22 protein-coding genes, 1 pseudogene and 1 other annotated feature are annotated in these 21,688 nt (G+C 49.3%); of the genes and pseudogenes, 12 read left to right on the top strand and 11 right to left on the bottom strand.

Translation table 11 applies throughout. From position 1 onward, the window contains the following. Positions 1-145: 145 nt before the first annotated feature. From DT73_RS26425 to DT73_RS26125, 5 genes are all read right to left on the bottom strand, one after another. Complete coding sequence (locus tag DT73_RS26425; RefSeq protein ID WP_160173961.1) at positions 146-316, bottom strand: hypothetical protein; 171 nt, start codon at positions 314-316, stop codon at positions 146-148. Between the two features lie 8 nt (positions 317-324). Then, the gene (locus tag DT73_RS25405; RefSeq protein WP_072006909.1) at positions 325-450 is read right to left on the bottom strand and encodes a YmiA family putative membrane protein; all 126 of its coding nucleotides are present in this window, start codon (positions 448-450) and stop codon (positions 325-327) included. Between the two features lie 347 nt (positions 451-797). Further along, the gene (cysB, locus tag DT73_RS05925) at positions 798-1,772 is read right to left on the bottom strand and encodes an HTH-type transcriptional regulator CysB (protein WP_036105443.1); all 975 of its coding nucleotides are present in this window, start codon (positions 1,770-1,772) and stop codon (positions 798-800) included. Positions 1,773-2,013: 241 nt separating this feature from the next. After that, positions 2,014-4,611: a type I DNA topoisomerase gene (topA, locus tag DT73_RS05920; RefSeq protein WP_036105439.1), complete on the bottom strand. Its 2,598-nt coding sequence runs from the start codon at positions 4,609-4,611 to the stop codon at positions 2,014-2,016. Then, positions 4,586-4,816, bottom strand: a complete 231-nt coding sequence (locus tag DT73_RS26125) for a hypothetical protein (RefSeq protein ID WP_146211493.1) — start codon at positions 4,814-4,816, stop codon at positions 4,586-4,588. The genes topA and DT73_RS26125 overlap by 26 nt, the downstream gene beginning before the upstream one ends. Before the next feature lie 192 nt (positions 4,817-5,008). Between DT73_RS26125 and DT73_RS05910 the strand changes: the two genes are divergently transcribed. Continuing rightward, a complete protein-coding gene (locus DT73_RS05910) occupies positions 5,009-5,260 on the top strand; it encodes a YciN family protein (RefSeq protein WP_036105435.1) in 252 nt (83 codons plus the stop codon). Between the two features lie 35 nt (positions 5,261-5,295). Here DT73_RS05910 and sohB read toward each other — a convergent pair whose 3' ends face one another. Next, positions 5,296-6,345 (bottom strand): protease SohB, encoded by a 1,050-nt coding sequence (gene sohB, locus DT73_RS05905; RefSeq protein WP_036105554.1) that lies wholly within the window; start codon positions 6,343-6,345, stop codon positions 5,296-5,298. Positions 6,346-6,576: 231 nt separating this feature from the next. Here sohB and DT73_RS05900 point away from each other — a divergent pair, with 231 nt between their 5' ends. Together DT73_RS05900 and cobO are read left to right on the top strand one after the other, a co-directional pair. Continuing rightward, positions 6,577-7,338: a YciK family oxidoreductase gene (locus DT73_RS05900; protein ID WP_036105432.1), complete on the top strand. Its 762-nt coding sequence runs from the start codon at positions 6,577-6,579 to the stop codon at positions 7,336-7,338. Next, positions 7,335-7,925: a cob(I)yrinic acid a,c-diamide adenosyltransferase gene (cobO, locus tag DT73_RS05895; RefSeq protein ID WP_036105429.1), complete on the top strand. Its 591-nt coding sequence runs from the start codon at positions 7,335-7,337 to the stop codon at positions 7,923-7,925. The genes DT73_RS05900 and cobO overlap by 4 nt, the downstream gene beginning before the upstream one ends. Positions 7,926-8,054: 129 nt before the next feature. On the opposite strand, the gene rluB is transcribed toward cobO, so the two are convergent. The 3 genes from rluB to DT73_RS05880 form a co-directional block, all read right to left on the bottom strand. After that, positions 8,055-8,918: a 23S rRNA pseudouridine(2605) synthase RluB gene (rluB, locus tag DT73_RS05890; protein ID WP_036105425.1), complete on the bottom strand. Its 864-nt coding sequence runs from the start codon at positions 8,916-8,918 to the stop codon at positions 8,055-8,057. A gap of 237 nt (positions 8,919-9,155) precedes the next feature. Then, positions 9,156-9,776: an L-threonylcarbamoyladenylate synthase gene (locus DT73_RS05885; protein WP_036105422.1), complete on the bottom strand. Its 621-nt coding sequence runs from the start codon at positions 9,774-9,776 to the stop codon at positions 9,156-9,158. Continuing rightward, a complete protein-coding gene (locus DT73_RS05880; RefSeq protein ID WP_036105417.1) occupies positions 9,773-10,651 on the bottom strand; it encodes a PHP domain-containing protein in 879 nt (292 codons plus the stop codon). Before DT73_RS05880 ends, DT73_RS05885 begins: the two co-directional genes overlap by 4 nt. A gap of 159 nt (positions 10,652-10,810) precedes the next feature. Beyond that, positions 10,811-10,906 (top strand) — a sequence feature (Trp leader region). A gap of 23 nt (positions 10,907-10,929) precedes the next feature. Here DT73_RS05880 and DT73_RS05870 point away from each other — a divergent pair. From DT73_RS05870 to trpA, 5 genes and pseudogenes are all read left to right on the top strand, one after another. Further along, positions 10,930-12,492: an anthranilate synthase component 1 gene (locus tag DT73_RS05870; protein ID WP_036105412.1), complete on the top strand. Its 1,563-nt coding sequence runs from the start codon at positions 10,930-10,932 to the stop codon at positions 12,490-12,492. Further along, a pseudogene (gene trpD, locus DT73_RS26720) lies at positions 12,492-14,083 on the top strand (bifunctional anthranilate synthase glutamate amidotransferase component TrpG/anthranilate phosphoribosyltransferase TrpD). Before DT73_RS05870 ends, trpD begins: the two are co-directional and overlap by 1 nt. 3 nt (positions 14,084-14,086) lie before the next feature. Then, positions 14,087-15,445: a bifunctional indole-3-glycerol-phosphate synthase TrpC/phosphoribosylanthranilate isomerase TrpF gene (gene trpCF / locus DT73_RS05855; protein ID WP_036105405.1), complete on the top strand. Its 1,359-nt coding sequence runs from the start codon at positions 14,087-14,089 to the stop codon at positions 15,443-15,445. Positions 15,446-15,506: 61 nt separating this feature from the next. After that, on the top strand, positions 15,507-16,700 hold the full coding sequence (gene trpB, locus DT73_RS05850; protein ID WP_036105402.1) for a tryptophan synthase subunit beta: 1,194 nt from the start codon (positions 15,507-15,509) through the stop codon (positions 16,698-16,700). After that, positions 16,700-17,506, top strand: coding sequence for a tryptophan synthase subunit alpha (gene trpA / locus DT73_RS05845; RefSeq protein ID WP_036105399.1), 807 nt, complete (start codon positions 16,700-16,702; stop codon positions 17,504-17,506). Before trpB ends, trpA begins: the two co-directional genes overlap by 1 nt. A gap of 197 nt (positions 17,507-17,703) precedes the next feature. Here trpA and ompW read toward each other — a convergent pair whose 3' ends face one another. Beyond that, positions 17,704-18,336, bottom strand: a complete 633-nt coding sequence (gene ompW / locus DT73_RS05840) for an outer membrane protein OmpW (protein WP_036105396.1) — start codon at positions 18,334-18,336, stop codon at positions 17,704-17,706. Between the two features lie 374 nt (positions 18,337-18,710). On the opposite strand from ompW, the gene DT73_RS05835 reads away from it, so the two are divergent. After that, positions 18,711-19,454, top strand: coding sequence for a YciC family protein (locus DT73_RS05835; protein WP_036105372.1), 744 nt, complete (start codon positions 18,711-18,713; stop codon positions 19,452-19,454). Positions 19,455-19,507: 53 nt separating this feature from the next. Beyond that, complete coding sequence (locus DT73_RS05830; protein WP_036105370.1) at positions 19,508-20,044, top strand: septation protein A; 537 nt, start codon at positions 19,508-19,510, stop codon at positions 20,042-20,044. 258 nt (positions 20,045-20,302) lie between these two features. Here DT73_RS05830 and DT73_RS05825 read toward each other — a convergent pair whose 3' ends face one another. After that, a complete protein-coding gene (locus DT73_RS05825) occupies positions 20,303-20,491 on the bottom strand; it encodes a YdiH family protein (RefSeq protein ID WP_036105367.1) in 189 nt (62 codons plus the stop codon). A 263-nt stretch (positions 20,492-20,754) separates the two neighbouring features. On the opposite strand from DT73_RS05825, the gene DT73_RS05820 reads away from it, so the two are divergent. Together DT73_RS05820 and yciA are read left to right on the top strand one after the other, a co-directional pair. Further along, positions 20,755-21,135 (top strand): hypothetical protein, encoded by a 381-nt coding sequence (locus DT73_RS05820; RefSeq protein ID WP_036105364.1) that lies wholly within the window; start codon positions 20,755-20,757, stop codon positions 21,133-21,135. A gap of 142 nt (positions 21,136-21,277) precedes the next feature. Further along, positions 21,278-21,670 carry an acyl-CoA thioester hydrolase YciA gene (gene yciA, locus DT73_RS05815; protein WP_036105361.1) on the top strand — a complete coding sequence of 131 codons (393 nt, stop codon included), beginning with the start codon at positions 21,278-21,280 and terminating at the stop codon, positions 21,668-21,670. Positions 21,671-21,688: the final 18 nt, after the last annotated feature.

Raw genomic sequence — 21,688 nt, 5'->3', positions numbered from 1 at the left:
CTTTTTCTTAAAATAACCTTAAGCCGAAAGGAGTAATTGACATACTACTAAGAGAGTATTGCTGTGTGTAGTGTGAATAAATAATCAATAAGAAACGTATATTACTTGTTTTTATGCAACTGTTGTTACGTTATGTGTAACAAGGTTAAAGATTGTCATCTTCATTTAGAAAAGCATCAATAAATGCTTTCTGCTGCTGATTCAGCTCCCAGGACTCAGGGATTTCTACTAACTCTTGTTTCCTGGTTTTAGCGGCTTTATCAAAATGTGATACCGCAATTGCCTCTTGAGAGGATGTATTTTGTTGCGTGCACATATTAATTATCACCAATATTTCAGGACTAAAAGGATTACCGCCACCCAGAACACAGCTGATACTGCAAAGGCTGCAAGCCAGGCTTTGCGCTTCGCAGAGACCGGACTACGTGGAGATTGTTTTCCTGATGACATTGCCGTCCTGATTACTTCTGTATCGCTAATCATTTTCATTTGGAACTACCGTAAATGTCGTGGACAACTCGGAGTAATCCTAAAGAATATTCGCGTTAATTTCCAGCAAATTTACCTGAATCTTCCAGTGAATAATTTAATCTTTTGACGTGAAATAAATAATTGAAGTCGTTCTAATGCAAAAGTTTTAGTTTTTTTCTGATCGGTGTCTCATATTGGCGACATAACCCTTAGGCTGATTATGGTTTTTCTATTTATTATAAAATTTAGCGCGTTATTATTTTTATTTGCATTAAAGACAGGAAATGTCGGCACTTAAGCTAAATTATTCGTGCCGACAACAAGGATTATTTGGAAGGCAGCTTAATGTCTTTAAACATCGCTTCAATATCTTCATTTGAACGTAATGCGACTGCGGTATCCACTACATCTCTTGTCAGGTGGGGCGCAAAACGCTGAATAAAATCATACATATAACTACGTAAAAATGTACTGCGGCGGAACCCAATTTTAGTCGTACTGTGGCTGAAAATGCTGTTGGCATCCAGTTTGACCAGGTCCGGGTCCGATACCGGGTCTACTGCCATACTGGCTATCACACCAACGCCAAGCCCCAGGCGAACATAGGTTTTGATGACATCCGCATCCGTTGCCGTAAACACAATCCGGGGAGTGAGCCCGGCCCGGTTAAATGCTGTATCCAGTTCAGAACGCCCGGTAAAACCAAAGGTATAAGTTACCAGCGGGTATTGTGATAACTCTTCTATCGTTATCTCCTTCTTCCCGGCCAGAGGATGATCCGGGGTGACTACAACCGAGCGATTCCAGTGATAACAAGGTAGCATTACCAGGTCTTCATAAAGATGAAGGGCTTCGGTTGCGATAGCAAAGTCAGCATTCCCTTTAGAAACCGCCTCAGCAATCTGTGTGGGCGAGCCCTGATGCATATGTAATGACACACGAGGGTAACGCTCAATAAAGCCTTTGATGACCTCAGGAAGCGCATAGCGTGCCTGCGTATGGGTCGTGGCAACATACAGAGAGCCTTTATCGGGCCAGGTATGTTCCCCGGCAACCGACTTGATTGCATCAACTTTGGACAGCACTTCACGCGCAATGCGAATGATCTCCTGGCCCGCCGGTGTTACCTGAGTCAGGTGCTTACCACTGCGAGAAAAAATTTGAACACCCAGCTCATCTTCCAGCATGCGAACCTGCTTACTGATACCAGGCTGGGATGTATAAAGCCCTTCCGCTGTGGAAGAGACATTCAAATTATGATTCACGACTTCGACGATATAGCGCAATTGTTGTAATTTCATGTATCACTTCACTTCCCACGTATTTGAGTAAGCAACCAACTCTCAAGAGCTTATGGTAGCCAGGCTTATTCAACTATATCACTTATACCCATGTTGTATAGATTTCTCTTATTAATTACTTTCTGGTTATATCGGTGTGAGGGAAGAACATTCAGGAGAGGTAATACTGCGCTGGGGGCTTCACGTTCATTATCCATGAAAAAACCGGGACAAGCCCGGTTTTCTGTTCACGCAAACAACTTTATTTTTTGGCTTCAGCCCATTTTCCGTCGACATAAAACGCAGACCAGCCGGTCGCTTTTCCGTCTTTTTCAGACGCGACATACTGCTGTTTCGTTTTACGACTGAAGCGGACTATGGTTGGATTGCCTTCAGCGTCCTGTTGCGGCGCATCAGCAAGGTAGCGCAGCTTTTCCGGTAACCGGTCACGGAAACGATACAACTCAGCAACCTGAGGCGCCCGTGTCTCGCGTGATTTCGGGAAAGTATTTGCCGCCAGGAAAACACCTGCTGCACCGTCACGCAATACGAAGTACGCGTCGGATTTTTCACAAGGTAATTCTGGCAACGGAACCGGGTCTTCCTTCGGCGGAGCCACTTCCCCGTTACGCAGGATCTTACGCGTATTTTTACACTCGTCGTTGGTACAGGCCATGTACTTACCAAAACGCCCCATTTTCAGGTGCATTTCAGAACCACATTTTTCACACTCAACAATCGGCCCGTCATAACCTTTAATCCGGAATTCACCTTCTTCGATTTCGTAACCATCACAGCCCGGGTTGTTACCACAGACATGCAGTTTCCGTTTCGGATCGATAAGGTAGCTGTCCATCGCTGTGCCACATTTCGGGCAACGGCGTTTGGCACGCAACGCATTGGTTTCGGCATCATCGCCTTCCAGTACGTTCAGCACTTCATTTTCTGGAACCAGGTTAATAGTTGTTTTGCAGCGCTCTTTCGGCGGCAGAGCATAACCGGAGCAACCAAGAAACACACCGGTGCTGGCGGTACGAATCCCCATCTTACGCCCACAAGTTGGGCAATCAATACTGGTCAGAACCATCTGGTTCGGCAGCATCCCGCCGTCGTCTGGATCTTTCTCAGCCTGTTCCAGTTGGCGGGCAAAATCGTCAAAAAAGCTGTCCAGAACACTGCGCCACTCTTTTTCATGGCTGGCAACCGCATCAAGGGAATCTTCCATTTGAGCAGTGAAGTCATAGTTCATCAGCTCACGGAAGTTTTCTTCAAGGCGGTCAGTAACAATTTCACCCATTTTTTCCGCATAGAAACGGCGGTTCTCAACGCGCACATAACCACGATCCTGAATCGTAGAAATGATAGAGGCGTAAGTTGACGGGCGGCCAATACCGCGTTTTTCCAGCTCTTTAACCAGCGAAGCTTCGCTGAAACGTGCCGGTGGTTTGGTGAAATGCTGCTCTGGCATCAATTCAACCAGGCTAAGCTCTTCGCCCGTTTCCACCGCAGGTAATGTCCGGTCTTCATCCCCTTTGCGCAGTGCCGGCATGACTTTAGTCCAGCCATCAAAACGCAAAATACGCCCGCGCGCTTTAAGGCGGAAATCACCTGCACTTACAGTCAAGGTTGTTGAATCATATTTCGCCGGTGTCATCTGGCAGGCCACAAACTGGCGCCAGATAAGCTGGTACAGACGCTGGGCGTCTGATTCCATATCCTTGAGCGACTCAGAAACCACGTTCACATCGGAAGGACGAATTGCTTCATGCGCTTCCTGGGAATTCTCTTTGCTCGCATACTGATTAGGGCTACCCGGGAGATACTGAGAACCGAAGTTATCCTCAATATAACCACGCACCATATTCACGGCGTCCTGGCTGAGATTGGTAGAGTCAGTACGCATATAGGTGATATGCCCGGCTTCGTAGAGGCGCTGGGCAAGCATCATCGTCTTCTTCACACCAAAGCCCAGACGTGTGCTGGCAGCCTGTTGCAAAGTGGACGTGATATAAGGCGCACCCGGCTTACTACTGGTCGGCTTATCTTCGCGTTCCGTGACAGTGTAACGCGCTTTCTCAAGCAAACTGACCGCAGCCATAGTTTGCTCACGGTTGACTGGCCTGAATGGCTTATCACCCTCATGAGAAACCTGTACCGGTAAACTGTCGCCCTGTGCTGTAGTCAGTGAAGCGCCAACTTCCCAGTATTCTTCAGGGACAAACGCTTTGATTTCACGCTCGCGTTCTACAACAAGGCGAACAGCCACAGACTGAACCCGCCCGGCTGAAAGGCCACGAGCAATTTTTTTCCACAGCAATGGCGAAACCATATAACCGACAACACGGTCCATAAAACGCCGTGCCTGTTGCGCATTCACCCGGTCGATATTCAGCTCACCTGGCTTTTCAAAAGCCTGACGAATTGCATTCTTGGTGATTTCGTTGAAAACCACCCGGCTGTAGCGTTTGTCATCACCACCGATTACTTCCCGCAGGTGCCAGGCAATGGCTTCCCCTTCGCGGTCAAGGTCGGTTGCGAGATAGATATGATCAGCTTTTTCTGCCAGTGATTTCAGTTCAGAAACCACCTTCTCTTTGCCAGGCAGCACTTCATATTGCGCAGCCCAGTTATGCCAGGGGTCAACACCCATTCGATTAACCAGCGCGCTCCGCTCATCTTTCTTCACCTTTTTCTTGGCAGGTGTTGCAGATGCAGAGTCGGCACTCTTTTTTGTTGAACCACTGGTCGGCAAATCACGGATATGGCCTACGCTGGATTTCACCACGTAGTTACTGCCAAGATATTTGTTTATCGTTTTGGCTTTTGCCGGGGACTCAACGATAACGAGAGCTTTGCCCATATTCACCTTTACCTTTTTGATTCTTCCAGGAATACGTCGCACCCTGATGCACCATCCACTGGCGACGAGCCTGTTTTATATTGCGGCTGTCTTCAGGGAGATCAACCCATTTCTTAACAACTGGCCAGCTTACACCCGGCCACAGGTTGTCCTGACGCGTTTTATGCAAAACGGCTGGTGCAACAGCATCCTGGCTGAATGTCAAGCAATTCCGTTGCCAGATATGCGAAAGCGTCACACTCTACCTGATAAAATTCGTTACGCAACTTTAATTAGCATGCAAAATTAAATATTGCCAGTCACAACAAAAACTAACCAGAGACCTGCCACACTAACCAAATTTGCGCACAAGCCCGGCGCAGGCGTAGAATACCTGCAGTTTGTAAGGAGAAAAGTCATGCAAGGCAATACCCAACCTATCGACCGTGAAACCCTCTTACTTGAAGCCAATAAGCTTATCCGTGAACATGATGATTTTATCGCAGGAATAGAGGCCACAAACGTGGTGCAAAAAGGAAGCGTTCTGGTATTTCAGGGAGAGTATTATCTCGATGAACAAGGCCTGCCTACTCGCAAAACCACGGCAGTGTTCAATATGTTCAAATACCTCGCACACGTACTTTCAGAAAAATACCACCTGCAAAATTAACAGGTGAGGCTCACAGGCCCCACCCAATTAACCAATCATGGCAGCGGGCTGCCACCACGTTGCCACCAGCGTAATAACAGGCGGTCCGCACTTTCAGCAGCAGCTCCGGTCAGGCGCTGAACCATTTTCTTACGTTCAACATAGTGTAAGTTAATGACTTCGTAGTCTTTCATACGTTCCAGCAAAGCATCATCACTGGTTCCTATTTCATCCACCAGCCCTTTTTCTAACGCCTGGGTACCAAACCAGTGTTCACCAGTCGCCACTGCATCAACGTCCAGTGAAGGCCGCATTGCATGAACAAAATCTTTGAATAATTTGTGTGTTTCGTTCAGGTCTTCACGGAATTTCTGGCGCCCTTCTTCGGTGTTTTCCCCCAGAACGGTCAGCGTGCGCTTGTACTGGCCCGCGGTATGCAATTCAACATCAATGTCATTGCGTTTGAGCAAACGGTTGATGTTGGGTATTTGCGCCACCACACCAATCGAGCCAATGATAGAAAACGGCGCTGCAATAATCTTGTCTGCCACACAGGCCATCATATAGCCACCGCTTGCCGCTACTTTATCTACCGCTACAGTCAGTGGAATTTTATGCGCACGCAGGCGTTGCAGTTGTGAAGCGGCCAGGCCGTAACCATGCACCACACCACCGGGGCTTTCCAGGCGCAACAGCACCTCGTCTTTCGGTTTGGCTACCGACAGCACGGCAGTGATTTCTTCACGTAATGACGACACTTCCTGCGCATCCATACTGCCTTTAAAATCCATAACCCACAGAACTGGCTTACCTGACGCGTCAAATTCACCTTGTTTTGCACGTGCCTTTGCGGCCTTTGCCTCTTGTTTGTGTTTCTTCTTCTGGGATTTGTGCCATTGTTTTTGCTGATGGGGATCCATCATGGCCGCCGCCACTTCTTCTTTCATGTCATCGTATTGCTCCGATAACCGCGTCATGCGCAACTCACCGCGCTGCTGCTTTTTACGTTGTGACAGGTTAACGATGACAGTCACTACAACCACTATCGCGAGAACAATGGTCACAACTCTGGCCAAGAACAACCCATAGTTAGAGAGTAAATCCACTTCATCCGCCTTGATAATCAGTAATAAAGACAAGCAGGGCAACAGAAAACAGCCGCCTCTGCCTGTGCAACTATAAACGCAACCAGCGGAATATCCGAAATAATTTGCACGCCGTGGTTACCCTGAATTAACTAAACTCTCTTTACGGCTGATTGAATTCGCCTGTTGTTTCAGGCATAAAGCCCGTTAGGTTTTTGAATACCTGAACCATCAAATGGCACAGGAGTGTTTATGCATTATCAACCACAGCGCGATTTGTTACTTGGCCGAACCATTCTGGTGACTGGCGCAACTGATGGTATTGGCCGGGAAGCGGCACTCACTTACACCCGTTTCAGCGCAAAAGTTGTGTTGACCGGGCGCGATACTGAAAAGTTACGCCAGGCAGAAGCCGCTATTATCGCGGAAGGCGGCCAGGTCGCAGGCAGTTTTTTATTTGACCTCACCAGCGCCACTCCTGAACGCTGCATGGAATTTGCCCGTCAGGTAGAGCAAGTTGCACCGTTGCTCGATGGTGTTCTCCATAATGCTGGCGTGCTGGGCGATGTTGCGCCAATGGTTGAACAAACAGCGCAAACCTGGCAGCACGTAATGGATATAAATGTTAACGCCACCTTTTTCCTGACACAGGCACTCCTCCCCTTGTTACTCAGGTCTGATGCCGGCTCACTGGTTTTCACCAGTTCAAGTGTTGGGCGGCAGGGGCGTGCAAACTGGGGAGCGTATGCAGTGTCGAAATTCGCCACCGAAGGCATGATGCAGGTGCTGGCCGATGAATATAAGCACACCAGCCTGCGGGTGAACTGTATTAATCCCGGTGGTACTCGCACCAAAATGCGGGCCAGTGCGTTTCCACAGGAAGATCCAAATAAATTGAAAACCCCTGCAGACCTGATGCCTTTGTATCTTTGGCTGATGGGGGATGACAGCCGCCGTAAAACAGGCATGAGTTTTGATGCACAACCAAACCGAAAACCGGGGATTGCAGAATGAGTGATTCACGTTACCAGGAACGCCAACAACGCGTTAAAGAGAAAGTTGATGCCCGTGTCGCAGCCGCACAGTCTGTTCGGGGTATTGTTATGGTTTTCACTGGCAATGGTAAAGGGAAAACAACCGCCGCATTCGGTACAGCAACACGTGCTGTCGGGCATGACAAAAAAGTTGGCGTGATTCAGTTTATTAAGGGGCAGTGGCCTAACGGTGAGCGTAATCTCCTTGAGCCACACGGTGTGGAATTCCAGGTGATGGCAACAGGGTTTACCTGGGAAACACAGAATAAGGAAACGGATACACAAGCCTGCCTGGAAGTCTGGGTGCATGCTGAACGGATGCTGGCAGATACAGCACTTGACCTCGTCGTTTTGGATGAACTGACCTATATGGTGGCCTACGACTATTTACCCCTCGAGCGTGTGATGCAGGCTTTACAACAACGCCCTGAGCACCAAAGCGTTATTATTACAGGGCGGGGGTGCCACCGAGATATTCTGGAATATGCCGACACTGTTAGTGAGTTACGCCCGGTGAAACATGCATTTGATGCCGGGATTAAGGCACAATTGGGGATTGATTACTAATCAGGGAATGATACCTGTAACACCCGGCGGTTTATTAACAACATAAAAGCAAATAGTTAGCTTAATAAAACTGTGCAATAAAAAACGCGCCCCTGTGACACAGCGGCGCGCCTTAAGAACAACCAGTAATTAACGGGAAGTGTTGTTACGACGCCCGCCAGTCTGGCTATGGCGCTTAACAGCGCGACGAATCTGGTTAGCTTTAGTGCGCCGGCGGTCTTTTTCCACCGCCACTTTGGTTTCCGTTTCAGCGGGTAATTCCACTAACTGGCGCAAATAGTTTGTTTGCTTCAGATCCAGTTCAACCCAGCCCCCACGCGGCAACTGTTTAGGCAATGGAATGTCGCCGTAGCGCACACGGATCAGGCGGCTAACCTGCACACCCACGGCTTCCCACAAGCGGCGCACTTCACGGTTACGCCCTTCAGTCAGTGTAACATTGTACCACTGGTTCATGCCTTCACCGCCGGTGAAACGCAAGGTTTTAAAGGCTGCCGGGCCGTCTTCCAGTTGAACACCACGCTGTAAATCGCGTAACTTACTGTCGTCTACCTGCCCAAATACCCTGACAGCATATTCACGCTCAACTTCACGGCTGGGGTGCATCAAACGGTTTGCCAGTTCGCCATCGGTTGTGAACAACAACAAACCACAAGTATTCACATCCAGGCGCCCTACCGCAATCCAGCGCGCACCACGTAGCTTAGGCAACCGGTCAAAAACAGTAGGACGACCTTCAGGATCACTGCGTGTACACAGTTCGCCTTCCGGTTTGTAATACGCCAGAACCCGGCAAATTTGTTGTGCGGATTCACGCAAAGAAACAAGATGCCCGTCGATACGGACTTTCAATGCGAGGCTGACTTCAACACGGTCGCCCAGAGTGGCGATTTTACCGTCCACGCTGACACGCCCTGCTGCAATCATGCCTTCAATTTCACGACGTGAGCCATGGCCCGCGTTCGCCAAAACTTTTTGTAACTTTTCGCTCATGGAGCTTCCTCGGGTGTCGCCTTCCCAGGCGTCTTTGATACCTGCAAACGCCTTACGTTATTTAATTGAGCTTAACGTAAGGCTGTTAAATTTGTCTGGAATATGTTTTGGCAATAAAAAAGCCACACATTCACCATTGTGGCCGCACATAGTACACGAAATTATTGCCAAAAGCTTATGTCAGAATACACACAGAATATGAGTGGTTATATCTGTGTGTATCGGGTTAAGCCGGGCTTACTGAAACGGACGAACATCTCCGACACCTTCACGAATGACTACCGGAGCATCATCCGTCAAATCAACCACCGTTGTAGGGTGCTGGCCGAGATAACCGCCATGAATAATCAAATCTACCTGTTTTTCCAGGCGGTCTTTAATTTCATCCGGGTCGGACTCTGTAAACTCACTGCCTGGCAGCATCAGTGAGGTAGACAACATAGGCTCATTCAGTGCGCCCAGCAGCTCAATAGCAATGGGGTTGGAAGGCACCCTCAAGCCAATGGTTTTGCGTTTTTCTTGCAACAAACGCCGTGGTACATCTTTGGTGCCTTTAAGAATGAATGTGTAGTTGCCCGGAGTGTTGTTTTTTATCAACCGAAAAGCCACGTTATCGACGAATGCGTATGTGGATAATTCCGACAAGTCCCGGCACATCAGGGTGAAATTGTGCCCTGAAGGTAGCTGGCGAATCCGGCAAATACGTTCCATGGCATTTTTATCTTCCAACTGGCACCCCAATGCATAACCGGAGTCTGTGGGGTAAACAATTACGCCGCCTTTTCTGATAATTTCGACGGCCTGATTGATTAACCGCAATTGCGGGTTTTCCGGATGGATGTAGAAAAACTGACTCATACCTCGTTTACTCCTTCATTGGCACCACTCCAGCCTGCCCAAACCGGCGTTACACCTGCGGGCAGCCACAGTTTCCGCCCTAACTCTATCCATGCACAAGGTTGGTGGAAGTCGGAGCCTTGTGAGGCGAGTAAATCAAACTGGATAGCCAGTTCGGCCAGTTGCTTGCGTTCCTGCGGAGCCTGTTGGCATTGTGCCACTTCCATCCCGTCGCCGCCTGCAGCATGAAATTGCGCCAGTAAGCGCTTCAACCACTTCATAGATAACCGGTAGCGGCCTGGATGGGCTAATACCGCTTGCCCGCCAGAATGGTGAATCACATCAATAGCTTGTTCTATTGTACACCACTGTGGTGGGACATACCCGGTTTTCCCGCGTGCAAGGTACTTTTTAAACACGTCATTATGAGTACGGGCTACCCCACTTTCGACGAGGAAACGTGCAAAATGGCCCCGGGTCACGGCTCCGTCCCCGGCAAGACGACGAGCCCCCGCCAAAGCGCCCGGGATATGATTTTTCTCAAGACGCTCGGCAATCATTTCTGCCCGCAGGTTGCGCCGTTCACTTTGTTGAGCAAGAAACGTTGTTAACTCCAAAGACTCGATATCAACCCCCAGGCCCACAATATGGATCTCATGGTTTTCCCACACCGTTGATATCTCTACACCAGCAATAAGTTGCAGACTCAGACCTGCATCGGCAATCGCCAGGCGTGCAGGCGGGATCCCATTAATCGTGTCATGATCGGTTATTGCCAGCGTTCCCACACGCATTTCACTTGCCCGTAATACCAGCTCAGCGGGGGTTAATAATCCGTCCGATGCCGTGGTATGGCTGTGGAGGTCATAAATATTGGCGTAGATTGATTCTTGCAAGTGTGCTCCCTGTCCCCAGTCGTGCTTGTTTGCCAGGCATCATACCGATTTCCTGACAATAATAAAAAATGATGCTTGACTTTCTTTTCATGAACCAGTTAACTAGTACGCAAGTTCACTGATGAGGTATCTGCAATGGCACAGTTCATTTCCAACAACAGCAAATGGTGGCGCACTTCCTGATTACGGGCGGTGTAATACAGTTTGCTTCTGGCAAAACAGATACCACAGCCCGCACTAAGCGGGTTTTTTTTTGAACAAAATAATGAGAACGCACCATGCAAACAACCAAACCAGCTTTAACACTTCTCGCTCAGGAAGGGCCTTATCGTGATAACCCTACCGCACTGTTTCACCAAATCTGCGGGGCTCGTCCTTCTTCTCTGTTACTCGAATCGGCGGATATTACCAGCAAGAATGATTTAAAAAGCCTGCTGCTGGTCGACAGTGCCTTGCGCATCACAGCCTTCGAAAACGTCGTGACTATTAAAGCGTTATCAGCCAATGGCTGTGCGTTATTACCTTTACTGGATAAAGCATTACCGGCGGAAGTGGAATCGGTAGTGCACCCTGACGGGCGAGAATTGCGTTTTCCGGAAATCACCGCAGTGATGGATGAAGATGCCCGCCTGAAAGCATTATCGGTGTTCGATGCGTTGCGCCTGATGCTGACACTGGTGAGTGTTCCGGAGGATGAGCGCGAAGCCATGTTCTTTGGTGGCTTGTTTGCTTATGACCTGGTTGCCGGTTTCGAAAACCTTCCTCTCCTGCGCCAGGACCAGCGCTGCCCGGACTACTGTTTTTACCTGGCGGAAACACTTTTGGTTATCGATCACCAAAAGAAATCCACCCGTATCCAGGCAAGCCTGTTTACTGACTCTGCGGCTGAACACCAACGGCTGACTCAACGCATCAGCCAGTTACAAAAACAGATGCAGGAAGCTCCACCTGCCGTACCGGTGCAAAAAATCGAGTCCATGGAATTGAGTTGTAACCAGAGTGACGAAGCCTATGGTGCGGTAGTGAGCCAAATGCAGCAGGCAATTCGGGCCGGGGAAATCTTCCAGGTTGTTCCCTCGCGCCGCTTCACACTGCCTTGCCCTTCTTCACTGGCGGCATACCAGACACTGAAGAAAAGTAACCCCAGCCCTTATATGTTCTTTATGCAGGATGAGGATTTCACGCTGTTTGGTGCCTCACCTGAAAGCTCCCTCAAATACGACGCGACAGACCGCCAGATTGAAATTTACCCCATTGCCGGTACTCGCCCCAGAGGGCGCAAAGCAGATGGCTCGCTGGATAATGATCTGGACAGCCGTATTGAGCTGGAAATGCGCACCGACCATAAAGAGCTGTCCGAGCACCTGATGCTGGTTGACCTTGCCCGTAACGATCTGGCGCGGATTTGTACTCCTGGGTCTCGCTATGTGGCTGACCTGACAAAAGTTGACCGCTACTCCTTTGTTATGCACCTGGTTTCCCGGGTTGTGGGCGAATTGCGCGAAGATTTGGATGTGCTGCATGCGTATCGCGCCTGTATGAATATGGGCACACTGAGTGGCGCACCAAAAGTACGCGCGATGCAATTAATTGCCGATGCCGAAGGCACACGCAGAGGTAGCTATGGTGGTGCGGTTGGGTATTTCACCGCTCACGGCGACCTTGATACCTGTATTGTGATTCGTTCTGCCTGGGTCGAAGACGGGATTGCAACCGTGCAGGCTGGTGCTGGTGTGGTGCTTGATTCCATTCCTCAGTCTGAAGCCGATGAAACACGAAATAAAGCACGCGCAGTGTTGCGCGCCATTGCTGCCGCACACCAGGCGAAGGAGATGTTCTGATGGCCGATATCTTACTACTCGATAACGTTGATTCATTTACCTACAACCTGGTTGACCAGTTGCGTGCCAACGGCCATCACGTTGTGATTTACCGTAACCAGGTTCCCGCTGACACGATTATCGCCCGGCTGGCTGAACTCACTAATCCGATATTAATGCTTTCACCAGGACCTGGCGCGCCGTCTGAAGCAGGCTGTATGCCAGAGCTGTTGCAACGCCTGCGGGGTGAGTTGCCGATTATTGGTATCTGCCTTGGGCACCAGGCCATTGTCGAAGCTTATGGAGGCTATGTGGGCCAGGCGGGAGAAATTCTCCACGGTAAAGCGTCCTCCATAGAACATGATGGTATGGCCATGTTTCATGACCTGCCAAACCCATTGCCGGTGGCCCGCTATCACTCACTGGTCGGTAGCAAAATACCCGCCACATTGACCGTCAGTGCCAGCTATGCGGGGATGGTTATGGCGGTACGCCACGATACAGACCGTGTATGCGGTTTCCAGTTTCACCCTGAATCTATTCTGACAACACAAGGCGCACGTCTGCTGGAACAGACACTGGCCTGGGCGCTCAGCAAATAAAGGAGCCTGATATGCAAACGATTCTTGAAAAACTTTTCCAGGCTCAGGTACTCAGCCAACAGGAAAGCCAGCAGTTATTCAGTGCTATTGTGCGCGGTGAACTGGAGCAAAGCCAACTGGCCGCAGCCCTGATAAGTATGAAAGTTCGTGGTGAGCACCCTGATGAAATCGCAGGTGCAGCCAATGCACTGCTGGATAATGCACAACCATTTCCACGCCCTGATTACCCCTTCGCAGATATCGTTGGTACAGGTGGCGATGGCAGTAACAGCATTAACATTTCCACCGCCAGTGCATTTGTGGCTGCCGCCTGTGGGCTGAAGGTTGCTAAACATGGCAACCGGAGTGTTTCGAGCCGTTCAGGCTCTTCGGATTTACTGGCAGCATTTGGTATTAAGCTGGACATGTCGGCAGAAACGTCACGCCAGGCCCTGGATGAACTGGGTGTGTGTTTTCTGTTTGCACCGCTTTACCACACAGGGTTCCGCCATGCCATGCCGGTACGCCAGCAACTGAAAACACGCACGCTGTTCAACGTGTTGGGGCCACTGATCAACCCGGCACACCCGCCACTGGCGCTGATTGGTGTGTACAGCCCTGAGCTGGTTCTGCCGATTGCAGAAACACTGAAAGTACTGGGTTACCAACACGCGGCAGTAGTACACAGCGGCGGAATGGATGAAGTGTCATTACATGCCACAGTCCAGGTTGCGGAGCTGAAAGACGGAAAAGTAAGCAGTTATGAGTTACAGGCGAGTGACTTTGGTTTAACGCCTTATGCCAAAGAAGACCTGGCCGGTGGCTCACCAGAAGAAAACCGTGACATTCTGGCGCGTCTGTTACAAGGTAAAGGTACACCTGCTCACGAAGCGGCTGTTGCTGCCAATGTCGCACTTTTGATGCGGCTGTTTGGTGAAGAAGACCTCCGTGTTAACGCCAGTAAAGCACTGGCTGTATTGCGCAGTGGCGAAGCTTATCAGCGTGTTACTGCACTGGCTGCAAGAGGGTAAGAGATGGAAACCGTATTAGCAAAAATCGTCGCAGACAAGGCGATTTGGGTAGAACAACGCAAACAACAACAACCGCTGGCTTCGTTCCAGAATGATGTGCAACCGAGTACCCGTGATTTTTACCATGCCCTTGCTGGCGCCAAAACCGCGTTTATTCTGGAGTGCAAAAAGGCCTCTCCATCAAAGGGACTGATTCGCGAAGATTTTGACCCTGTCGCTATCGCAGGTGTCTATAAGCATTATGCTTCGGCTATTTCAGTTCTGACTGATGAGAAATATTTCCAGGGCAACTTCGATTTTTTACCTCTGGTCAGCAAAACCGTTACACAACCCGTACTGTGTAAAGATTTTATTATCGATCCATACCAGATTTACCTGGCTCGTTTTTACCAGGCTGATGCCTGCCTGCTGATGCTTTCTGTCCTTGATGACGAACAGTACCGTAGCCTGGCCGCTGTCGCGCACAGCCTGAATATGGGCGTACTGACCGAAGTGAGTAATGAAGAGGAACTGGCGCGTGCCATTCACCTTGAAGCACGGGTGGTGGGCATTAATAACCGTGACCTGCGAGACCTGTCTATTGACCTGAACCGTACCAGGACACTCGCCCCGCAACTGGGTAGCGGCGTGACTGTTATCAGTGAATCCGGTATCCATACCTATGGCCATGTTCGCGAACTGAGCCATTATGCCAACGGTTTTCTGATTGGATCCGCGCTGATGGGTGAAACGGATCTGAATACTGCCGTACGCCGGGTGTTACTGGGGGAAAATAAAGTATGTGGTCTGACTCGCCCTGAAGATGCATCAGCAGCATACCGAGCAGGCGCTGTCTATGGCGGGTTGATTTTTGTATCAGGTTCGCCGCGTGCGGTCACCGCTGAACAGGCACGCCTTGTGATGTCTGGCGCGCCTTTACGCTATGTCGGGGTGTTTCGCGACGAGCCGGTGGCTCAGGTCAGTTCACTCGCAGCACAACTGAAACTGTCTGCAATTCAGCTTCATGGTAACGAAACCCAGCAATATATTGATGAACTGCGTTCGGCTTTGCCTGATGACATTGCTATCTGGAAAGCATTGAGCGTTGGTGATTCGCTCCCGAAACGCCAGTTTAACCACGTCTCACGCTATGTTTTCGATAATGGTCAGGGTGGAACGGGTCAGTCTTTTGACTGGTCACTGTTACAAGGCCAGGACCTGAGTGACGTAATGCTGGCCGGTGGGCTCAGTGCAGACAACTGCGTCGAAGCGGCCAAAGCAGGCTGTGCCGGTCTTGATTTTAACTCAGGCGTGGAATCCCAACCTGGTGTTAAAGATCACGAGAAGATTGCCGCTGCGTTTCGCACCTTGCGCGCCTACTAACTTTCGTATTGCCCGAATGCATTCACCGGGAAAAGCCCGGTAGTTAAGGAATACAACAAACATGACGACTTTATTAAACCCGTATTTTGGTGAATTCGGCGGAATGTATGTTCCGCAAATACTGATGCCAGCATTACGCCAGCTTGAAGAAGCGTTTGTCAGTGCGCAAAGCGACCCTGAGTTCCAGGCGCAGTTCACTGATTTGCTGAAAAATTATGCCGGGCGCCCCACTGCCCTTACCCGCTGCCGTAATCTGACTGCGGGAACCAAAACCACGCTGTACCTTAAACGTGAAGATTTGCTCCATGGTGGCGCACATAAAACGAACCAGGTGCTGGGCCAGGCTCTGCTTGCCAAACGCATGGGCAAAACCGAAATCATTGCTGAGACCGGTGCCGGGCAACACGGTGTGGCATCCGCACTAGCCAGTGCACTGCTCGGGCTGAAATGCCGAATCTATATGGGTGCGAAGGACGTTGAGCGCCAGTCTCCAAACGTTTTCCGTATGCGTTTAATGGGCGCGGAAGTGATTCCTGTTCATTCCGGGTCATCGACCCTGAAAGACGCCTGTAACGAAGCTCTGCGTGACTGGTCTGGTAGTTATGAAACCGCGCACTACATGCTGGGTACTGCTGCCGGTCCGCATCCTTACCCGACTATTGTCCGTGAATACCAGCGTATGATTGGCGAGGAAACCCGGGCGCAAATTCTTGAGAAAGAAGGTCGCCTGCCAGATGCCGTCATCGCCTGTGTAGGTGGAGGTTCTAATGCCATTGGTATGTTTGCAGATTTTATTGACGAAACCAGTGTCAGCCTGATTGGTGTTGAGCCAGCCGGCCATGGTATTGAAACCGGTGAACATGGTGCGCCACTCAAGCACGGGCGCGTGGGCATCTATTTCGGTATGAAGTCTCCCATGATGCAAACTGATGAAGGGCAAATTGAAGAGTCATACTCTATTTCTGCCGGGCTGGACTTCCCGTCAGTAGGGCCACAGCATGCATTCCTTAACAGCACTGGCCGCGCAGATTATGTCTCGATCACTGACGATGAAGCGCTGGAAGCGTTTAAAGAACTGAGCCGCCATGAAGGCATCATCCCGGCACTGGAATCTTCCCATGCACTTGCGTGGGCGCTCAAAATGATCAAACAAAACCCGGATAAAGAACAGTTACTGGTTGTTAACTTGTCAGGCCGCGGGGATAAAGACATTTTCACGGTTCACGATATTCTGAAATCCCGGGGGGAAATTTGATGGAACGCTATGATACGCTTTTTGCAACATTGAAATCCCGCAATGAAGGTGCATTTGTTCCTTTTGTTACGCTGGGAGACCCGGGTGTTGAGCAGTCGCTTAAGATTATTGATACGCTGGTTGAAGCTGGCGCAGATGCACTTGAATTGGGTATTCCGTTCTCTGACCCGCTGGCCGATGGGCCGACAATTCAGGGAGCTGCCCTGCGCGCATTTGCGGCAAACGTCACCCCGACCCAGTGTTTTGAAATGCTGGCAATGATTCGCCAAAAACACCCGGATATTCCAATTGGGTTACTGATGTATGCCAACCTGGTTTATAGCCGTGGTATTGATAACTTCTATGCGCGTTGTGAAGAAGTGGGCGTTGATTCCGTACTGGTTGCAGATGTGCCTGTTGAAGAATCTGCTCCTTTCCGCCAGGCCGCAATGCGCCATAATATTGCTCCTATTTTCATTTGCCCACCTAATTCCGATGATGACCTGCTCCGCCAGATAGCTTCCTACGGGCGCGGTTATACCTACCTGTTGTCCCGCGCTGGTGTTACCGGGGCGGAACAACGTGCCAGCCTGCCCATACACCATTTGGTGGAAAAACTGGCTGAGTACCATGCAGTACCACCGTTGCAGGGCTTTGGTATTTCTGAGCCATCTCAGGTGAAAGATGCCATCAGTGCGGGCGCTGCTGGTGCAATTTCCGGGTCAGCTGTAGTGAAAATTATTGAAAAGAACCTGGGTAACCACGCTGAAATGCTCAAAGCATTGGGTGAGTTTGTCACAGTGATGAAAGCTGCAACACGCAGTTAATCAATTCACTATGCCCGTGCGTGCGTAATCGCCATAATGTAAAAATGTCTGGATGATAAAAAACGCCAGCCTGAAATGTATCAGGCTGGCGTTTTTGTTTTCTGCCGCCATAAACTTCATAAAAAAAACAGCATGCTATGATTACTTGCTGCATGCTGTCTTTGTGCTGCGAGTCAATGGAGGTCAGGCGTTCCCTGTCAGAAACGGTAGCCCGCAGAGAACATAAATACCCACGGGTCGATACGCGTTTTAATGCTTTCTTGCTGGTCACCGGCTTTAAATTTCACCGTGGTATCAATGTCCATATACCATACAGACATATTCACCAGCCAGTTTCTGTTAATCAGGTAATCCACCCCGGCCTGCCCGGCAAGGCCCCAGGAATCTTTCAGGCTCAGGTCAGATAATCCGGCATCTTGGCCTGTCTGGTTAAATTTATTATTGAAGAACGTGGTGTAGTTCACCCCGGCACCAATATAGGGGCGCACTTTGCTTTGCCTGTCACCAAAGTACCATTGCGCCATTAATGTCGGCGGTAGTTGGTGTACGGTTGCGATAGTGCCTGTAGATGCAAGGCCTACTTTGTGGCGGAAAGGCGTTGCAGCCAGCAATTCGACCCCCACATTGTCAGTCGCCATATAGGTAAATGTCATACCCAGCTGTGTGTTGTTACTGACATTAAAGCCACCCAACCCAAGCACGTTATCGGACCCTTCGGTTGGACGAACAGTGGCGCTACCTGCACGGACGAAAAATTCACCCGCTTCATGTGCGCTCACCATTCCAGAAAAACAACTCATCGCCAGTAGTGCCACTGTTAACTTTTTCATGCCCATGTCCTTTGTAAGTTTTTTTATAAGCGGCCTGACTATACCTTTACATTTTCCTTTTTTGATCCAACATTGGTCACACTTTGTCAGGTATTTCGACATTCATTGATCCACGTTAATTTGAACTTATTTTGTTAAAAACAATGAATTTGTTTTAGATCAATTTCCTGTAATCGGAGCAAATTACGACTTAGCAGACCTGTTTCAGGCCGGATTGCACAATAGTTATGAAGTTCGGAAACAGGTAAACCGGTGGCAACTTAGCCACAAGATGTTCTGACAACATTCCTTTACAGGGGATGTGACTGACATCCCACCTTGAGCGGTGTACAATCGCCAGCATTTTCATCCTGACACCGACTCAAGGAGAGTGCATGACAATCACGGCAGGTTCTGTTTACCGTGACACAGGTAATTTTTTCCGTAATCAGTTTGTCTCCATCCTTCTGATTGCCCTGCTTTGCGCATTCGTTGCTGTAGCATTAGGGCATGCGTTTTACCCGGATGAGGACCAGATGGCGGCCATGTTGCAGGGTGATAACCTTCAGGGTAGCCAGGGATTTTTCGAGCTGATCCAGAATATGACACCTGAGCAGCAACAGACACTTTTGAAGGCGTCTGCGGCAACGACGTTTTCAGGCCTGATTGCTAACGCCATTCTTGCCGCAAGCTTACTGACTCTGGCAAAACTGGTTTCTGCTGGTCAGCGCGTCAGTGCGTTACATGCAATTGGCCTTTCCGCACCATTAATGCCACGGATGCTCGTGTTAATGTTTATCACCACGTTCGCGGTGCAGATTGGGATTATGGCGATTATTGTGCCTGGCGTTATCCTCGCTATTATTCTGTCAATGGCGCCGGTACACCTGGTTGAGGATAAATCAGGTATTTTTGCGGCATTACGCTCCAGCAGCCGTTTGTGCTGGGCAAATATGCGCCTGGTCGCCCCCGCGATTATCGGCTGGCTGGTTGCCAAAACAGCACTGTTGCTGTTCTCAAGCACCTTTGCAGCCTTGACGCCAACAGGTGGCGCTATTACCGTCAATACCATCAGTAATCTGCTGTCGGCATTGTTGCTTATTTACCTGTACCGCCTGTACATGCTGATCCGTCAGTAAGCCTTTAACCGGCCTGCCCACGTGGCAGGTTATTTTCGATTACGGAAGCCTTTATGAAGCAGTTTCTTGATTTTCTTCCTCTGATTGTCTTTTTTGCTTTTTATAAGCTGTATGACATTTATGTCGCGTCCGGTGCTCTGATTGCCGCAACAGCACTCGCTCTGGTTTACAGTTGGTATAAGTTTCGCAAGCTCGAGAAAATGACACTGGTTACCTTTATTCTGGTTGCCGTGTTCGGTGGGTTAACTATCGCTTTTCACAACGTTGAGTTTATCAAGTGGAAAGTAACCGTTATTTATGTACTGTTTGCCGGTGCGCTTCTGGTCAGCCAGTGGGTAATGAACAAACCACTTATCCAGAGCATGTTAGGCAAAGAGCTGACACTGCCGCAGGTTGTCTGGAAACGGCTTAATTATGCCTGGGCGTTGTTTTTCATCCTGTGCGGGCTGGCGAATATTTATATCGCTTTTTGGCTGCCTGAAAACATCTGGGTTAACTTTAAGGTATTTGGCCTGACGGCACTGACCCTGGTGTTCACATTATTAAGTGGCCTGTATATTTACCGCCATATGCCCCACGAAGAGAATTAGTACCTATGGCGCCAGCTACTGATTAACTAATCAATTAATCAACTACAGGCCCAGCCTCTGCTGGGTGCTTGCTGAATTTGAAAGCCTCAAATACAAAAAACCACTGCAGTGAAATGCAGTGGTTTCAGTGACAGGCAACATGGAAGAATCACTCAGCACTCAGGTGCCTGCAGCAACTTTCACTCCTTTCGCCTTGTGTGATAAGCCCTTCTCGCCACTACAGCACATTAACACCGCAGTAAAGCGCAAACTGGAAAATCAGTGAATACCCAGCCGGTGAGCAAATACAATTTCTTCCTGCAACTCAATGTAAGAGAGTTCCATCAGGTCAGCGAACTCTAGTTGCAGTTGTTTAAAACGTTTAAGAAATTGTGCAGGAGTTAAATTTTCTTTTTCCCGACGAAGATATTCAAAAGCCAGAACAGTAGGGCTTAGCTCGTTTTCCATATAAACCTCAGTGAATGTGACAACGGGTAAATAATACCACAAAGAGAACAAAAAACAACCAGCGGCAAGGATGGAACAATCTGATTAGCATGCTAACATAAATGGTAATCACATGATTATTAATATCATTTTATTAAAATCAGCCAGACTAAACTGTCAATTAACAGCTCTGCAGTTCACACAAATACATTTTGTTGTTACTGACCACTTATGGTTTTCCTGCCACAGCCGATAATTACCATAATTACCCAGGGAAAATAATTATGAATGCGGATATTTTCACAGACCAGTTACCCCATTCTGACTGTGCGACACAGTGCCAGTGGTTTGATGGCAACAAAGAAACTGATGCCCTGATTGCCATCGCAGCAGAATTTATTGCTGAAGAACTCACTGTAACCTGGTTTCGCATTCGCCTGGTGTGCCACAGAGTGTGTGATAGCGAGGGTAAAACTACGTTTTCGGCATCACTGGCTTACATGGAAACCGAGCAGGACGATTATCACGCGTGGTGTGGTCTTGATTGCCTCAATGCAATGAGCTGTATTACAGAAGTTCTTAAGGGAAAGAACTGGAGTGAAGCGGTACTGTTTATTACTCACTATAAAGGCGTGTCATTCTACTGGTGCGGCCCTGTAGCATAAGGTGACAAATCCAGAAGCAATCCCTCTGGGTTGCTGTCAGGGTTCACGTTACAATGCCCTGCACACTCTGAACGGCCTCAGGGCAATGTTTTCGGTGTTGCATCACAGATAACAATGAAAATGCGTGATCAAGGAATAACAAATGACCACACAAAGTGATGCCCCTCAGGGCGATTTAGTTTTACGCACCCTGGCAATGCCAGCAGATACAAATGCTAATGGTGATATTTTCGGCGGCTGGTTAATGTCCCAAATGGATATGGGGGGCGCGATACTTGCCAAAGAAATTGGCCAGGGCCGCGTAGTTACAGTGCGTGTAGAAGGGATGACGTTCTTGCGCCCTGTAGCAGTAGGTGATGTTGTCTGTTGCTATGCACGCTGTGTGAAGCGTGGTACGACTTCCATCAGCATCAATGTTGAAGTGTGGGTGAAAAAAGTTTCATCGGAACCGATTGGTCAGCGCTACCGGGCCACCGAAGCGCTATTTATTTATGTTGCAGTAGATAACCAGGGGAAACCACGCCCACTACCGTGAGCGTGATATAACCGGCGC

The organism is Mangrovibacter sp. MFB070 (genome assembly GCF_000705335.1).
GTDB lineage: Bacteria > Pseudomonadota > Gammaproteobacteria > Enterobacterales > Enterobacteriaceae > Mangrovibacter > Mangrovibacter plantisponsor.
This window is presented reverse-complemented; position numbering and strand designations above follow the sequence as displayed.

Bases quoted from the DNA above. Each gene is read 5' to 3' on its own strand.
- DT73_RS26425 (WP_160173961.1), bottom strand. From the start codon at position 316: ATGTGCACGCAACAAAATACATCCTCTCAAGAGGCAATTGCGGTATCA.
- DT73_RS25405 (WP_072006909.1), bottom strand. From the start codon at position 450: ATGTCATCAGGAAAACAATCTCCACGTAGTCCGGTCTCTGCGAAGCGC.
- cysB (WP_036105443.1), bottom strand. From the start codon at position 1,772: ATGAAATTACAACAATTGCGCTATATCGTCGAAGTCGTGAATCATAAT.
- topA (WP_036105439.1), bottom strand. From the start codon at position 4,611: ATGGGCAAAGCTCTCGTTATCGTTGAGTCCCCGGCAAAAGCCAAAACG.
- DT73_RS05910 (WP_036105435.1), top strand. From the start codon at position 5,009: ATGCAAGGCAATACCCAACCTATCGACCGTGAAACCCTCTTACTTGAA.
- DT73_RS05900 (WP_036105432.1), top strand. From the start codon at position 6,577: ATGCATTATCAACCACAGCGCGATTTGTTACTTGGCCGAACCATTCTG.
- cobO (WP_036105429.1), top strand. From the start codon at position 7,335: ATGAGTGATTCACGTTACCAGGAACGCCAACAACGCGTTAAAGAGAAA.
- rluB (WP_036105425.1), bottom strand. From the start codon at position 8,918: ATGAGCGAAAAGTTACAAAAAGTTTTGGCGAACGCGGGCCATGGCTCA.
- DT73_RS05885 (WP_036105422.1), bottom strand. From the start codon at position 9,776: ATGAGTCAGTTTTTCTACATCCATCCGGAAAACCCGCAATTGCGGTTA.
- DT73_RS05870 (WP_036105412.1), top strand. From the start codon at position 10,930: ATGCAAACAACCAAACCAGCTTTAACACTTCTCGCTCAGGAAGGGCCT.
- trpCF (WP_036105405.1), top strand. From the start codon at position 14,087: ATGGAAACCGTATTAGCAAAAATCGTCGCAGACAAGGCGATTTGGGTA.
- trpB (WP_036105402.1), top strand. From the start codon at position 15,507: ATGACGACTTTATTAAACCCGTATTTTGGTGAATTCGGCGGAATGTAT.
- trpA (WP_036105399.1), top strand. From the start codon at position 16,700: ATGGAACGCTATGATACGCTTTTTGCAACATTGAAATCCCGCAATGAA.
- ompW (WP_036105396.1), bottom strand. From the start codon at position 18,336: ATGAAAAAGTTAACAGTGGCACTACTGGCGATGAGTTGTTTTTCTGGA.
- DT73_RS05835 (WP_036105372.1), top strand. From the start codon at position 18,711: ATGACAATCACGGCAGGTTCTGTTTACCGTGACACAGGTAATTTTTTC.
- DT73_RS05830 (WP_036105370.1), top strand. From the start codon at position 19,508: ATGAAGCAGTTTCTTGATTTTCTTCCTCTGATTGTCTTTTTTGCTTTT.
- DT73_RS05825 (WP_036105367.1), bottom strand. From the start codon at position 20,491: ATGGAAAACGAGCTAAGCCCTACTGTTCTGGCTTTTGAATATCTTCGT.
- DT73_RS05820 (WP_036105364.1), top strand. From the start codon at position 20,755: ATGAATGCGGATATTTTCACAGACCAGTTACCCCATTCTGACTGTGCG.
- yciA (WP_036105361.1), top strand. From the start codon at position 21,278: ATGACCACACAAAGTGATGCCCCTCAGGGCGATTTAGTTTTACGCACC.